The sequence below is a fragment of the Myxococcus eversor genome (assembly GCF_010894455.1).
GTDB lineage: Bacteria > Myxococcota > Myxococcia > Myxococcales > Myxococcaceae > Myxococcus > Myxococcus eversor.
In genome coordinates this window covers 778,613-792,902 of record NZ_JAAIXY010000001.1, presented here as the reverse complement: position 1 = coordinate 792,902, position 14,290 = coordinate 778,613, and the positions used below count along the sequence as shown (strand labels likewise).

15 protein-coding genes are annotated in these 14,290 nt (G+C 68.9%); 12 read left to right on the top strand and 3 right to left on the bottom strand.

All coding sequences use genetic code 11. The features are described 5' to 3' along the window. Nucleotides 1–138: 138 nt before the first annotated feature. From hppD to G4D83_RS03255, 3 genes are read left to right on the top strand one after another with little or no spacing between them, the layout of a single operon-like run. Nucleotides 139–1,215 carry a 4-hydroxyphenylpyruvate dioxygenase gene (hppD, locus tag G4D83_RS03265; RefSeq protein WP_163862642.1) on the top strand — a complete coding sequence of 359 codons (1,077 nt, stop codon included), beginning with the start codon at nucleotides 139–141 and terminating at the stop codon, nucleotides 1,213–1,215. A 30-nt stretch (nucleotides 1,216–1,245) separates the two neighbouring features. After that, complete coding sequence (gene hmgA / locus G4D83_RS03260; RefSeq protein ID WP_163862639.1) at nucleotides 1,246–2,583, top strand: homogentisate 1,2-dioxygenase; 1,338 nt, start codon at nucleotides 1,246–1,248, stop codon at nucleotides 2,581–2,583. Continuing rightward, on the top strand, nucleotides 2,580–2,978 hold the full coding sequence (locus tag G4D83_RS03255) for a Rieske (2Fe-2S) protein (RefSeq protein ID WP_163862634.1): 399 nt from the start codon (nucleotides 2,580–2,582) through the stop codon (nucleotides 2,976–2,978). Before hmgA ends, G4D83_RS03255 begins: the two co-directional genes overlap by 4 nt. On the opposite strand, the gene G4D83_RS03250 is transcribed toward G4D83_RS03255, so the two are convergent. Together G4D83_RS03250 and G4D83_RS03245 are read right to left on the bottom strand one after the other, a co-directional pair. Continuing rightward, a complete protein-coding gene (locus G4D83_RS03250; protein ID WP_163862631.1) occupies nucleotides 2,957–3,661 on the bottom strand; it encodes a metallophosphoesterase family protein in 705 nt (234 codons plus the stop codon). The genes G4D83_RS03255 and G4D83_RS03250 overlap by 22 nt on opposite strands. Continuing rightward, complete coding sequence (locus G4D83_RS03245; RefSeq protein ID WP_176435411.1) at nucleotides 3,645–4,469, bottom strand: nucleotidyltransferase; 825 nt, start codon at nucleotides 4,467–4,469, stop codon at nucleotides 3,645–3,647. Before G4D83_RS03245 ends, G4D83_RS03250 begins: the two co-directional genes overlap by 17 nt. 241 nt (nucleotides 4,470–4,710) lie before the next feature. Between G4D83_RS03245 and G4D83_RS03240 the strand changes: the two genes are divergently transcribed. The 9 genes from G4D83_RS03240 (at nucleotide 4,711) to rpoZ (ending at nucleotide 13,781) form a co-directional block, all read left to right on the top strand. After that, nucleotides 4,711–5,685: a hypothetical protein gene (locus G4D83_RS03240; RefSeq protein WP_163862625.1), complete on the top strand. Its 975-nt coding sequence runs from the start codon at nucleotides 4,711–4,713 to the stop codon at nucleotides 5,683–5,685. 25 nt (nucleotides 5,686–5,710) lie between these two features. Beyond that, nucleotides 5,711–6,253, top strand: a complete 543-nt coding sequence (locus tag G4D83_RS03235; RefSeq protein ID WP_163862622.1) for an RNA polymerase sigma factor — start codon at nucleotides 5,711–5,713, stop codon at nucleotides 6,251–6,253. After that, on the top strand, nucleotides 6,250–7,014 hold the full coding sequence (locus G4D83_RS03230) for an ACP synthase (RefSeq protein ID WP_163862619.1): 765 nt from the start codon (nucleotides 6,250–6,252) through the stop codon (nucleotides 7,012–7,014). Before G4D83_RS03235 ends, G4D83_RS03230 begins: the two co-directional genes overlap by 4 nt. Continuing rightward, the gene (locus G4D83_RS03225; RefSeq protein WP_163862616.1) at nucleotides 7,011–8,609 is read left to right on the top strand and encodes a caspase family protein; all 1,599 of its coding nucleotides are present in this window, start codon (nucleotides 7,011–7,013) and stop codon (nucleotides 8,607–8,609) included. Before G4D83_RS03230 ends, G4D83_RS03225 begins: the two co-directional genes overlap by 4 nt. 11 nt (nucleotides 8,610–8,620) lie before the next feature. Next, the gene (locus G4D83_RS03220) at nucleotides 8,621–9,595 is read left to right on the top strand and encodes a hypothetical protein (protein WP_240356114.1); all 975 of its coding nucleotides are present in this window, start codon (nucleotides 8,621–8,623) and stop codon (nucleotides 9,593–9,595) included. Nucleotides 9,596–9,668: 73 nt separating this feature from the next. Further along, complete coding sequence (locus G4D83_RS03215) at nucleotides 9,669–11,300, top strand: AmpG family muropeptide MFS transporter (protein WP_163862611.1); 1,632 nt, start codon at nucleotides 9,669–9,671, stop codon at nucleotides 11,298–11,300. Nucleotides 11,301–11,403: 103 nt separating this feature from the next. Further along, nucleotides 11,404–13,044 carry a phosphoglucomutase (alpha-D-glucose-1,6-bisphosphate-dependent) gene (pgm, locus tag G4D83_RS03210; RefSeq protein WP_163862608.1) on the top strand — a complete coding sequence of 547 codons (1,641 nt, stop codon included), beginning with the start codon at nucleotides 11,404–11,406 and terminating at the stop codon, nucleotides 13,042–13,044. A gap of 12 nt (nucleotides 13,045–13,056) precedes the next feature. After that, nucleotides 13,057–13,410, top strand: coding sequence for a DoxX family protein (locus tag G4D83_RS03205; RefSeq protein ID WP_205522555.1), 354 nt, complete (start codon nucleotides 13,057–13,059; stop codon nucleotides 13,408–13,410). 131 nt (nucleotides 13,411–13,541) lie between these two features. After that, on the top strand, nucleotides 13,542–13,781 hold the full coding sequence (gene rpoZ, locus G4D83_RS03200) for a DNA-directed RNA polymerase subunit omega (protein WP_163862605.1): 240 nt from the start codon (nucleotides 13,542–13,544) through the stop codon (nucleotides 13,779–13,781). Nucleotides 13,782–13,791: 10 nt separating this feature from the next. Here rpoZ and G4D83_RS03195 read toward each other — a convergent pair whose 3' ends face one another. Continuing rightward, nucleotides 13,792–14,271, bottom strand: a complete 480-nt coding sequence (locus G4D83_RS03195) for an NUDIX hydrolase (RefSeq protein WP_163862602.1) — start codon at nucleotides 14,269–14,271, stop codon at nucleotides 13,792–13,794. Nucleotides 14,272–14,290 lie beyond the last annotated feature (19 nt).

Sequence of the window (14,290 nt, the reverse complement as noted above, 5' to 3'; positions counted from 1 at the left end):
CGTGCGCATTCGCGCGGGCCTTCCCTCGGGAGATTGTGCGACGGGCTGACATTCTCTGGCAGTGCTTTGTGCTTTCCTCCTTGGACCTCGCTCCCTAGCTTCCATGCACACCCCAAGACGTCTCGTGGAGGCAGTGTCATGGTGAGCACGGCGGAAAACCCTATTGGCCTGAATGGCTTCGAGTTCGTGGAGTTCACGAGCCCCGCTCCCGAGGCGATGGTGAAGCTGGTGGAGAAGCTGGGGTTCACCGCCTACTCCAAGCACCCGAGCAAGGACCTGGTGCGCTACAAGCAGGGCGACATCAACCTGCTCATCAGCCGTGAGGAGACGGGACAGGCCGCCGAGTTCCGCGCCGCCCACGGCCCGTCCGCCAACGCCATGGCCTTCCGCGTGGCCAATGCCCGCACCGCGTACGAGATGGCGCTGGAGCGCGGCGCCAAGCCGGCCGACCCCGCCGTCAGCTCCCTGGGCGAGGGCTTCTATGTCCTCCAGGGCATCGGTGGCAGCCTGCTGTATCTCATCGACCGGCACGGCCCCAGCGGCACCATCTACGACTCGTGGGTGCAGATTCCCGGCGCCGCCGAGGCCGAGGCCCGCAACAGCGTGGGCCTGGAGTCGCTGGACCACCTGACGCACAACGTGCGCCGGGGCGAGATGCGCACGTGGTCGTCCTTCTACAACCGCATCTTCGGCTTCACCGAGCAGAAGTACTTCGACATCAAGGGTCAGGCCACCGGCCTCTTCAGCCAGGCCATGATTGCCCCCGACCGCGCCATCCGGATTCCGCTCAACGAGAGCCAGGACGAGAAGTCGCAGATCGAGGAGTTCATCCGCCTGTACAAGGGCGAGGGCATCCAGCACCTGGCCCTGTCCACCCAGGACATCTACACCACCGTCGAGAAGCTGCGCGCTCGCGGCGTGGACCTCCAGGACACCATCGAGACGTACTACGACCTGGTCGACTCGCGCGTGCCCAACCACGGCGAGGACCTGGCGCGGATGAAGGCGAACCGCATCCTCATCGACGGCAATGAGCAGGAAGGCCTGCTGCTTCAGATCTTCACCGAGAACCTGTTCGGGCCCATCTTCTTCGAAATCATCCAGCGCAAGGGCAACGAGGGCTTCGGCAACGGCAACTTCCAGGCCCTGTTCGAGTCCATCGAGTTGGATCAGATCCGCCGCGGCGTCATCAAGGTCGACAAGACCCGGAAGTAGTCCTCGGCCCGACTTCGGAGGAGCGACACGGTGACTCTCGAGAATCGAACCGCTGTACCTCCGAAGAGCGGGCTGCGACAGGCGCCCGGCGACTACCTCTCCGGCTTTGGCAATGAGTTCGCCACGGAGGCAGTCCCAGGTGCCCTGCCCGTGGGCCGCAACTCACCGCAGCGCGCCCCGTTCGGGCTCTACGCGGAGCAGCTCTCCGGCACGGCCTTCACGGTGGCGCGCCGGGAGAACCGCCGCTCATGGTTGTACCGGCTGCGGCCGAGCGCGAACCACCCCGCGTACAAGGCCCATCCGCACGGCCTGCTGCGAAGCGGTCCGTTCGATGAGACGCCGCCCACGCCCAACCGGCTGCGCTGGAGTCCCCAGCCCATGCCGACGGTGCCCACGGACTTCGTCGAGGGACTCATCACCTACGCGGGCAACGGGGACCCGGGCACGGGGGCGGGAATCGCCATCCACCTGTACCACGCCAACCGGTCCATGACGGACAAGGTGTTCTACGACGCCGACGGCGAGCTGCTCATCGTTCCGCAGGCCGGGCGGCTCACGCTCGTGACGGAGCTGGGCGTGCTGGACTTGCGGCCCGGCGAGATGGGCGTGGTGCCCCGGGGCGTGCGCTTCCGCGCGGAGCTGCCCGAGGGGCCGGTGGCCGGCTACATCTGTGAGAACCACGGCGCCCTCTTCCGCCTGCCGGACCTGGGGCCCATCGGCTCCAACGGACTGGCGAACGCGCGCGACTTCCTGACGCCGGTGGCCGCCTTCGAGGACGTGGACCGCCCCACGCTCGTGATTCAAAAGTTCCAGGGGCGCCTGTGGGCGTCGCAGTTCGACCACTCGCCGCTCGACGTGGTGGCGTGGCACGGCAACCTGGCGCCGTACAAGTACGACTTGTCGCGGTTCAACACCATCAACACGGTGAGCTACGACCATCCGGACCCGTCCATCTTCACGGTGCTGACCTCGCCCAGTGAATCGCCGGGCACGGCCAACTGCGACTTCGTCATCTTCCCGCCCCGATGGATGGTGGCGGAGAACACGTTCCGGCCGCCGTGGTTCCACCGAAACGTGATGAGTGAGTTCATGGGGCTGGTGCAGGGTGTCTATGACGCGAAGGCTGGAGGATTTGCTCCGGGTGGCGCGTCCCTGCACAACTGCATGAGCGGCCATGGTCCGGACCGGGCGAGCTACGAGCAGGCCATCCGCGCGGACCTGAAGCCGCACAAAATCCAGGACACGCTCGCATTCATGTTCGAGTCCCGGTGGACCATCCGCCCCACGCGCTTCGCGATGGAGTCGGCGGCGATGCAACTGGACTACGACGACTGCTGGGCCGGGTTCGAGAAGGCCCGACTGCCTTGAGCCTGCCTCCGAGGCAGCGCGTCCTGACGACGCCCCCCGACGTCGAGCTCTGCCCGGTGGACTCGCTGGAGGACCCGGGCGCGCGCAACGTCGTGCTCCAGATTGGCGAGGCCTTCTTCCACGGCTTCCTCGTGCGCAGGGGCGCGGAGGTCCACGGCTACGTGGACAGGTGCCCGCATGCGGGGCTGCCGCTGGCGCGCGTGTTGGACAAGTACCTGACGCCGGACAAGCAGCTCATCGTCTGCTCGTGGCACGGCGCCCTGTTCCAGCCCGAGGACGGGAAGTGCGTCGGAGGCCCGTGCAAGGGCGCGACGCTGACGTCCTGGCCCGTGAAGGTGGAAGCGGGAATGGTCGTCACCGCCGAGTCCGACGCTCACACCTCCAGCAGCACGTAGCGCTGGTCGGGCGTGTTCTTCGCCAGCAGGGGCATGGCCACGTTGAAGACGGGGATGCCGTTCTTCGTCTTGCCCTGGAGCGCGCCGTGGTGCGCGTGCCCGTGGAACACCGCCTCCGCGCCGTAGTGGTCAATGGGCATCGCCAGGCGGCTCGTCCCCAGGAAGGGACGCAGCTCGATGTTCTCCCCCTCCAGCGTCTCCGGGATGGGGGCGTAGTGCATGATGACGACCTTCCTGGGCGTATCCAGGTGGCTGAGCGCCGCCTCCAGCTTCAGTGACTCCGTCACCGCCTCCTGCACGAAGCCCTTCGTCTGGGCCTCGCCGAAGGCCTGCAGCGTCGCGTTGCCGAAGCCGCCGCAGAAGCCCTTCACACCCGCCACGCCGAGCACCTTCTCGAAGATGAAGTGGTCCCCATCGAGAATGTGGACGCCCGCCTTCGCGAGCTCGACGCAGATGTCCTTCACCTGGCCGTGCTCGTAGTCGTGATTGCCGAGCACCGCCGCGCACGGCACGCGCAGCGCGGACAGCTCCTCGGCGAGCACCTTGCCCTCCTCGAGAAGGCCTCGGTCCGTGAGGTCGCCGCACAACACCAGCAGGTCCGCCGTGGCGTTCACCTGCTTGACGAGGTGTCGAAAGCGTCCGTGCTGGTCATCCCGGCAGTGCAGGTCACCGACCGCCGCCAATCGAATCTTCGAGCTCGGATCCCTCGCCACGCACGCCCCCCTCTTGTCGTTCGTTCTCGTCCCAGGCCCGCCCGTCCCCGAACCCCCAGTGGTGGATATCCACGTGGTAGTTCACCTTGGAGACGAGGTTGCCGCGACACAACTTCTCCTCCCAGCGCCCCTCGTGGACGCTGTCCAGCGTGCGGCGCATCAGCTCCGCCATCACCCAGTCCGGCACCACGTCCCGCTCGGACGGGTAGGCGAAGCGGAACATCATCAGGTGGCTGAGCAACACCTCCCAATACCGGTCGAAGCGGCGCATCAGCCGCTCCCAGTCCATCTCCCGGCCCGCCTTGAGGATGAGGTGGTTGACGTCCGCGCCGTCGTAGCGCTCGCGCTCGACGACGAACGCCTTGGACCAGATCATCTCCTCCGCGGGCGCCACCAGGCACTCGTGTCCGAAGATGGTGGCCGTCCTGGCGTATTGGAACCACTCGTCGTCGACCACCGCCACGCCGTTGCCGGACGAGAAGATGAAGTCGACGAAGTAGTCGCCCTTGAAGGCCTTGTAGAGCCACACCTCGTCGGTGCGCTCGGTGCGCCAGCCGTCCTTCTCCAGCACTTCGAGCGCCCGGAGCGCGTCCGCCTTTCGGGGGAACAGGTCCAGGTCCTTCGTGTCCCGGTAGATGCCGGTGAAGGTGGCGTACGCGTACGCGCCTCCCACCACGAAGGGCACCCCCGCGTCTCGCAACAACCCCACCGCCCGCGCGCGGGCGTTGATTTCATCCGGCGTGCGCTCGCGCTCCGCGAGGGACGCGTCAGTGCCCATCTCCCCGGGATGGTTGGGGTGTCGTTTTTCCATGGGCGAAAGGTAGGAACGGTTCATTTCCGTCGTCCGCCGGCCGGCTGAAGTCGCCCGAAGAGCGTCCTAGCGAGCTCCAACCCACTGGAATCCCAAGGCTTTCAAAGAGCGTGCAGGCGCGCTTTCTGTTTTTCGCCAGGGCTGTGTCCATAGGAGCGAACACGCTGCCGCACGGCCCGCCGGGGGCCATCCGAAAGGTAGAAGGACCATGCTGCGCAAGAGCCTGCTGTGTGCCTCCCTGTTGCTCGCTGGATGCGATCCTGACTCGAAGCAGGACGCTGATTCGTTCCGCCAGGGACTTCCGTCCAAGCAGATGGTGGAGGTCGCCTCGCCGGGTCCGGGCGGCCAGGGACTGGTCGCCGCGTACACCCAGGGCCAGACGGCGGAGTACTACTTCCTCACCGTGGCCGCCGCCGCGAGCATCAACGGCGGAACGCTGGCGGTGCTCAACCTGGTCGAGGAGATCGTCAAGTATCCGCCGTCCTCCATCCAGGGAGAGGTCGCGGTGTGGGGTCCTCACACGGACGCCCTGAGCCCCACCACCTGGAAGCTGACCGTCACGCGCACCGACGATGACACCTACTCGTGGGTGCTGGCGGCCAAGGCCAAGATCGAGCCTGACACGAACTTCAAGACGGTGCTGTCCGGCTCGCACACGGCGGCGGTCGACGAGAACGGCGAGCGCCGCTCCGGCTACGGCTCCGGCCAGTTCATCATCGACTGGGACAAGAGCAACGCCCTGCCTGGCAACGAGGACGAGACGGGCGTGGCGACGATGGAGATCCGCTACGCGCGCACGGCCCCCGGCACGGTGGCCTCGGTGGAGGCGGACTTCAAGGTGGATGCCGGCGGCGGAACCCTCGTGGATGCGAACTATCGCTTCAAGCAGGCGCCGGGCATGGGGGGCGAGCTGGACTACGTCGTGAAGCAGAACATCGACGTGGACCCCTCGCGTTCGCAGTTGGAGAAGCTGTCCATCAAGAGCCGCTGGGAGCGCACGGGGCTTGGTCGCTCGGACATCAAGCTGTCGGGCGGAGACCTCTTCGGCGAGGCCACCATCAACGAGTGCTGGGACAGCAACTTCCTCAGCGTCTACTACGCGGTGAGCTTCAACCCGGCCATCGGCTACGGGGCGGTGGGCGCCTGCGGGAGCTTCAACGCGGCGGTCTACTCCACGCTGTGAGCCCGCTCGCGCTAGTCTGCGGCGCGTGACAGGTCCCCGTCAGCCGGCCCTCAGGGTCATCCCAGGTGGTCCCCAGCCGGACCGGCGTGACTTCCTGCGCGACTTGTACACGCGGTATGGCGGCAGCGTGATGGGACGCTGCCGCTACTTGTTGAAGGACGCGACGAAGGCGGAGGACGCGATGCATGACGTGTTCGCCCGAGCCCTCACCCACGCGGACGACTTCCGCGCGGACGCCTCGCCGCTGACGTGGTTGATGAAGATCGCCACGCACCACTGTCTCAACCAGCTCCGCTCGGAGCGCGCGGGCTGGCGTCAGTGGTTCGAGCGGGACGCGGAGGCACGCTCCGAGGCCCACGGTGGCGCCGGAGAGCTGGAGACGCGCGACCTGGTGCGCCGGCTGCTAGCCCGGGTGGACGAGGAGACGCAAGCGGCGGTGGTCCACTACCACGTGGACGGGATGACATTGGAAGAGGTGGCCGCGTTGCTGGGGCGTTCCGTGCCCACGATTCGCAAGCGGCTGGAACGCTTCGCCGAGCTGGGTGGAGAGGAGCTGAAGGTCCGATGAGCGCGCACGAGTCTGAGTGGACACTGCGACGCCTGCACGCCGGTGAGCTGGCCGCACCCGAGGCCGCTCGCGCCAGCACCCACGCGTCGAGCTGCGACGCCTGTGGCGCCGTGCTGCGTGGCCTCGAGTCGAACCAGGCAGGCTTCGAGGCGGCGATTCCTTTCGAGCGCTTCGAGCTGGAAGTGCAGCGCGCGCTGGAGCGGCGGCGGGCGGCCCTGAAGCCCTCCCCCCGGCGCTGGGTGGCGACGACGGTGGCCCTGGCCGCGTCGGTGCTGCTGGTGGTGCTGGCCCGACCGCTCTTGAACCAGGGTCCAGGTTGGGATCGGAGCAAGGGCAGCGCGGACGTGGCGGAGCTGCGCATCGGCGGGGGCTCCGGGCCCCAGCGCGAGGTGAAGCCGGATTCCATCGAAGCGCTGGAGCCGGGCGAGCGGGTGATGCTGGGCTACAAGTCGGGCACGCACCGGTACGTGGCCGCGGTGTCCGTGGATGCCATCGGCGAGGTGACGGCGCTGCATCCGGAGTCCGGCGCGAGCACGCCCGTGGAGCCAGGCGCGGACCTGCACTGGCTCGAGGGAAGCTGGGAGTTCACCGGCTCCGGGGCCGAGCGCGTGGTGCTGGTGCTCGGCGACGAGCCCTTCACGGTGGAGTCGCTGGTGGAGGCGACGCGGCGCGCCTTCGCGGCGGCGAACGGAGAAGTGGCGCAGATGTCCCCGCTCGACGTGCCGGGTGCGCAGACGCACTGGATGCTGTTCAAGCCATGAGGCTCCCCCTGCCCCCTTCCTGGCGCGCGCTGGCCGCCCTCTTCCTGCTCGTCGCGTCGGCAGCGCACGCGGACAGCCTGCGCCGCTTCGCGCTGGTGGCGGGCAACGACGAGGGCGGCGACGAGACGCGGCCCCTGCGCTTCGCCCAGGACGATGCGCGAAAGATGCACGGCCTGCTGACGCGTCTGGGCGGTGTCGCTCCCGGTGACGCGAAGCTCCTGCTCAACGAGTCCTCCAAGGACTTCCTCGCGGCGCTGACGGCGCTGGAGGCGCGGGCGAAGGAGGCTCAATCGCGAGGTGAGCGCACGGCGCTGCTCGTCTACTACTCCGGCCACGCGAAGGACGGCACGCTCCGCCTGGGCAACAGCCGGCTGGGCTTCGAGGACCTCAAGCAGCGGCTGTCGAATGCGCCCGCGGACATCCGCATCGCGATTCTCGACTCGTGCCGCTCCGGAGCGCTGACGCGCACCAAGGGCGCGCGACGGGCGCCCCGCTTCGAAATCGAGTCCGGCGCCGCGCGCGACGCACGGGGGCTGGTCATCCTCACCTCCAGTTCTGCGGACGAGGACTCTCAGGAGTCGGACGCGCTGAGCGGCAGCTACTTCTCCCACCACCTGGCCAGCGGCCTCTTGGGAGACGCGGACAGGAGCGGCGACGGACGGGTGACGTTGTTCGAGGCGTACTCGCATGCCTACGCCCGCACGGTGGCGGACACGGCGGCCAGCAGCGGAGGCGCGCAGCACCCGACGTTCAGCTACGACCTGGCGGGCAACGGGGACCTGGTGCTGACGGACCTGCGCGCGGGCGGTGACGGGCTCGTGGTGCCTGGCCTCGCGCCCGCGGGCACGTACTACTTCGTGGACCCCGCCGGCTTGGTGGTGGCGGAGCTGGACAAGCGGCCCGACGTGGAGCGCCGCGTGGCGCTCGCTCCGGGCACGTACCGCGTGAAGCGTCGTCTGTCGGACCGGCTGCGCATCGGCGAGGTGGAGGTCTCCCGGGGGCGGCAGGTGGTGCTGGAGGAGGCGCGGCTGCGAGACGCGCCGTTCTCCGACGACCCGGTGAAGGGCGCGGCGCCGGAGGGCGGTGCATGGTGGACGGTGGGCCTGTCCGGCGGCGTGCAGTCGTTCCTCGATGCGCCCACGCGCGACACGCTGTTTTTGTCCGTGGGGATGCTGGGTGCGGAGGCGCAGCTCCACGACTACTTCCGCCGCGACTGGGTGTGGGGCGTGGACGTGGCGGTGGGCGGGAAGCAGGCGGTGCTGACATTGCCCACGCTGTCGGGGCCCGCGTACCGGTACTCGGTGACGAGCCTGGGCACGACGCTCACCTCCGAGTGGCCCCAGGGGCGGGTGACTCCATTCGTCGGCGCGCGGATGGCGTATCAGGTGATGCGGCGCGACTTCGCGGACGCGGCCTACCCGGACCAGAAGTTCGCCATGTTCTCTCCGGGCGTGGTGGGGGGAGTGCGCTGGCAACTGCTGCGGAGCCTGCACCTGACGGGCAGGGGCCGTCTCCACTACCTCCTCTACACCGTGGACGAGCAGCGCTCCCTGGGCTTCTGGGAGCTGAGCGCGCTCGTCACGTACCAGCCATGAAGGAGCCTTCGATGCGACACCTGGCACCTGCCTGTCTCCTGTTGGCCCTGACCGCGTGCGGCGGCGACTTCTCCAATGACGACCTGGAGTTCCTCAACGCCCTGCCCCAGCGCGCGGACCTCTCGGTGACGACTCCGGGCGAGCGCATGGGCGGCGGCACCGGCCAGCGACTGGTGCGCCAGGGCAAGGTGGGAAGCCCCAGCGCCCTCATGGAGAAGCTGGGTGACGCGTCGACCCTCGTCGGAAACACCGATGAGACAGGGCGCGACATCAACGAGTCGATTGGCTCCCTGCTCGACTCCGTGGAGAACATCACCAAGCTGCCCCCCACGAAGCGGGAGCCGAACCGCAGGGTGTGGGGACCCGTCCTGGGCAAGAACGACATGCAGTTCGACACGCGCTTCGTGATGACCCGCGAAGGCGAGCGGTTCGACTACCAGACGCAGTACCGCCGGACCGGCGGGGGCGAGGGGGACTGGTGGAGCTTCCTCGAGGGCACCTTCCAGGCCGACGGGGGCGTCCGGAAGGGGACGGGGCGCCTCTATGTCGACTGGAAGCGCGCGCGCGAGGAGGAGTGGCTCTTCTCCGTCGACTTCCTGGACGGACAGGAGATCCGCTACCAGACGCAGCGGCTTCCGACGAAGGTGGAGCTGGAGTACTTCGGCCCCCTGCCGGACGTCTTCCCGGGGCGGTACATGTACCGCGAGGCGGAGGGAGACCTGGCGGAGATGACCTTCGAGATGCGGGGCACCGACTTCGTTCCGGGGGGACTGCCGGAGAACGTGGCGCTCGTCACCCGCTGGGCGCCGGACGGCCGGGGCACGGCCCTGCTGGAGATCCTCACGGGGGACATCGTCGGGGCGAAGTACACCGAGTGCTGGGACGCGCAGGGCCGGGTGACGTTCATCTCCCGGAGCTGGGACTTCCTCAATCCGACGGAGGGCGTGCGCGCCTCCTGCCCGGACATGTCGGCGCTGGACCGGTAACCGGGCAACCCTCCGAGCGGAAGCGCGCGGGACACCCTGGGCCGCGTGCACGGCTGGTATAGAGTCCGCCGCCATGAGCGAGCAGCAGGGCAAGAGTACGGAGCAGACAGCACGGCCGGGAACCTGGGCCAGTCTGGCGCGGGCCATGGCCTCCTGGCGGACGGCCTCCGTCACCCTGCTCTCGTTCTCCTCGGGCCTGCCGCTCGGACTGGTGTGGATCGCCATCCCCGACTGGCTTCGCAGCATCGGCGTGGACATCCGCGTGGTGGGCATCATCACGCTGGCGCAGGCGCCGTGGTCCTTCAAGTTCCTCTGGTCACCGCTGATGGACCGCTATGTGCCGCCCTTCTGGGGCCGGCGGCGGGGCTGGATGGCGGTGGCGCAGGTGGCCCTCTTCGCCACGACATTGGCGCTGGCGGGAATCGGAGAACATCCGGAGACGGCGTGGGTGGTGGGCGCGCTGGCCATGGCGGTGGCGTTCTCCGCGGCGACGCAGGACATCGCCATCGACGCGTACGCGGTGGAGGTGCTGCGCAAGGAGGAGCAGGGCGTGGCGGTGGGCGCGCGCGTGGCGGTGTACCGCGCGGCCATGTTCATCGCGGGCTCGGCGGCGATCACGCTCGCGGGCCGCGTGTCGTGGAAGTGGGTCGTCATCGGGCTGGCGGCGCTGTACCTGCCCATGCTCATCGTCACGCGCTTCGCGCCGGAGCCGGAGGAGACCTTCACGCCTCCGAAGTCCCTCAAGGACGCCGTCTGGTATCCCTTCGTGGGCTTCCTCGCGCGGCACCGGGCGCTCGAAATCCTCGCCTTCGTCTTCCTCTACAAGCTGGCCGACAACCTCGGCGGCACGCTGTTGCGGCCCTTCCTGGTGGACATGGGCTACAGCGACCTGCACCGGGGCGTGGCTCTGGGCACCATCGGCCTGTTCGGCACCATCGCCGGCACGCTCGTGGGCGGCGCGTGGACGACGGTGCTGGGTCTGGGCCGCGCGCTCTGGGTGTTCGGCGTCATCCAGATTGTGTCCAACATCGGCTACGTGCTCGTCGCGCGGGCGGGAGCCCCCACGCCGTGGCTGATGTACATCGCCATCGGCTTCGAGAACGTGACGCAGGGCCTGGGCACCGGCGCCTTCTCCGTGCTGCTGATGCGGCTGACCCAGAAGCGCTTCTCCGCCACCCAGTTCGCGCTGCTCTCCAGCCTCTTCTCGATTCCACGCGTCGTGGCGGGTCCCATCGCCGGCTTCCTCGTGTACGCCATCGGCTGGGAGCCCTTCTTCTGGTTCACCATGGTGGGTGGCATCCCCGGCCTGCTGCTGCTCGCGCGCTTCGTGCCGCTGGGCGTGAAGGACCCGGACTTCGACGTGCAGAGTCGCCCCACCACCCGCGCCGTCACCCGTCCCGTCCTCCTGGGCAGCGCGGCCTTCGCGGCCGTGGTGGGCATGGTGCTGGGCGCGATGACGACGGCGCTGCTCACCGCCGTGCAGAACCTGCGCAAGGCCCCCGAGAAGGGCTTCGACTTCGCCACGCCCTTCACCGCGCTGTTCCAGCCCTCGGGTGTCACCGACTGGGTGACGCTGGCCGGCATCGTCGTCTTCGGGTTGACGGTGGGCCTGCTCACCGCGGCCGTGCTCGCCGCGCGCTCCGGGGCGTTCTACCTGCCCGAGCAGGAGGCGCCCCCCACCCCCTCCGGCGCCGCCGGCTCTTAGCGAGGCACCCGCTTCGAGCCCGGGAGGGTCCGGGTCCACCCGAGGACAGCTCCCTCTCAAGGGTTGTCCATCCGTCGCGCGCCGCGTTTATGTTGGCGGCGACATGGCCCATCCCCTCGCTGGAAAGCTCCCGCCGGAAGACCTCCTCATCGACCCCGAGAAGCTGTGCGCGCGCTACTACGCGGAGCATCCCGACGTGGCCGTGCCCGAGCACCGCGTCGCCTTCGGCACGTCCGGCCACCGGGGCTCCTCCGCGCGCACCAGCTTCAACGAGGCCCACATCATCGCGGTGACGCAGGCCATCTGCGAGTACCGCCAGCAGCAGGGCATCGACGGGCCGCTGTACCTGGGCATGGACACCCACGCGCTGTCCGCGCCCGCGCAGCAGACGGCGCTCGAGGTGCTGGCCGCCAACGGCGTCCAGGTGCGCTTCACCGACGGCGCCACGCCCACGCCGGTCATCTCCCACGCCATCCTCACGTACAACAGGGGCCGGGGCGCCGGGGGGCTCGCGGACGGCATCGTCATCACCCCGTCCCACAACCCGCCCGAGGACGGCGGCATCAAATACAACCCGCCCAACGGCGGCCCCGCGGACACGAACGTCACCGCGGGAATCGAACGCCGCGCCAACGCGCTGCTCGCCACCCGCAACGCGGGCGTGAAGCGCACGCCGTACGAGAAGGCGCGCACGGCCCCGACGGTGAAGCCCTACGACTTCATCACGCCCTATGTCGAGGACCTGGGCACCGTGGTGGACATGGAGGCCCTGCGCGGCGCGAAGCTGCACATCGGCGCGGATCCGCTGGGAGGAGCCAACGCCGCGTACTGGGAGCCCATCGCCACGCGCTACGGGCTGAACCTGCGCGTGGTGAACCCGACGGTGGACCCGACGTTCCGCTTCATGCCGGTGGACCATGACGGGAAGATCCGCATGGACTGCTCGTCGCCGTACGCCATGGCGAACCTGGTGAAGCTCAAGGACCAGTACGACATCGCCTTCGGCAACGACGCGGACTCGGACCGGCACGGCATCGTCACCCGCTCCATCGGGTTGATGAATCCCAATCACTACCTCGCGGTGGCCATCCACTACCTGTTCCAGAATCGGCCCGGCTGGAAGGCGGACACCGCCGTGGGCAAGACGCTGGTGAGCAGCGGCCTCATCGACCGCGTGGCCGGAAGCCTGGGCCGGCGCGTCGTCGAGGTGCCGGTGGGCTTCAAGTGGTTCGTGGACGGGCTGCTGGACGGCTCGCTCGGCTTCGGTGGCGAGGAGAGCGCGGGCGCGTCCTTCCTGCGCCGCGACGGCACCGTGTGGACCACCGACAAGGACGGCATGCTGTTGGACCTGCTCGCGGTGGAGATTCTCGCGCGCACCGGCAAGGACCCGGGGCAGCACTACCAGGAGCTGGCGGAGCGCTTCGGCACGCCGTACTACGCGCGCATCGACCAGGCGGCCACGCCCGCGCAGAAGTCCGTGCTGAAGAAGCTCTCACCGGAGGCGGTGAAGGCGACGAGCCTGGCCGGAGAGCCCATCCTCCAGCGCCTGACGCGCGCGCCCGGCAACGACGCGGACATCGGCGGGCTCAAGGTCGTGGCGCAGAACGGCTGGTTCGCCGCGCGGCCGTCGGGCACCGAGGACGTGTACAAAATCTACGCGGAGAGCTTCCGCGACGACGCCCACCTCCAGGCCATCCTCCAGGAAGCACGCGCCATCGTCGACACCGCCTTCGCGGGGGCGTAGGACTCCCCGCACATGGTGAAGACCGTCCTGATGTACGTGCTCGGCCTGTTCATGGTGGCCGGTGGCATCAATCACTTCGTGAACCCGCGCGCCTACGTGCGGATGATGCCGCCGTACCTTCCGTGGCACGGCCCGCTGGTGTTCCTGAGCGGCGTGGCGGAAGGCCTGCTGGGCGTGGGCCTGCTGGTGCCAGCCACGCGAGGGGGGTCCGCCTGGGGACTCATCGCCCTGTTCGTCGCCATCTTCCCGGCCAACCTCCAGATGGCCCTCCAGCCAGAGCGCTTCAAGAAGATTCCCCGCCCCCTGCTCTGGGCCCGGCTGCCCCTCCAGGTCGTCCTCATCGCCTGGGCCTGGTGGTACACCTGATCCAGAGGTCCGGGCGGGACGGCGCCTGTCCGCCCGGCGGCCCTGCCCGTGCGTCCTTCCTTGACTCCCCCCGGGGTGGTCTTTAGTTTTCACCGTTTCAGGTAGCCCCACCGAAATCCGAAGGACGTTCCATGGCTCGCGTCACAGTCGAAGACTGCCTCCCCCTCGTCGACAACCGGTTCGCGCTGGTGCTGCTCGGTGCGAAGCGCGCGCGTCAGCTGATGGCCGGCGCCCGCCCCATCATCGAGAGCTCCAAGAACAAGCCCCCCGTGCTGTCGCTGCGCGAGGTGGCCACCGGCCGCGTGAAGTTCGACCGCGACGTGCGCGAGGCGCTCTCCGGGAAGTACACCCCCGAAGAGGCCCGCAAGTAGTCTTGAAGTCCTAGGTTCCCTTCCCCTCGGGCCTCACGGCCGGGGAAGGGGCCTCCGGGATGAGCCCCTGGGCGCGCATCCACCGCACGGCGCGCGCGGCGACGGCCTTCTCTCCCTTGTAGCCGAGCAGCGGCACCAGTTGGACGACGGGCACCCAGCGCACCTCGTCCACCTCCACGCGCGGCCCCGGCAGCGGCCCCAGCGCGCCTTCCTGGTACCGGAAGAGGAAGAAGTGGACGCGCTTGAAGATGCGCTGCCCCCGGAACTGGTAGACGTAGCGAATCTCACCCAGCGGCGCGACGAGCGCGGCGGTGAGGCCCGTCTCCTCATGCACCTCGCGGCTCGCCGTCTGCTCCGGCGTCTCGCCCGGGTCCACGTGTCCCTTGGGCAGCGCCCACAGGGGACGGCCATGCGGACGGATGACGACCACCTCCCAGGTGCCGTCACTCTCCCGGATGACAATCCCGCCTGCGGACGCCTCGCGTGGCATGCCCACCTACCCTAACCGA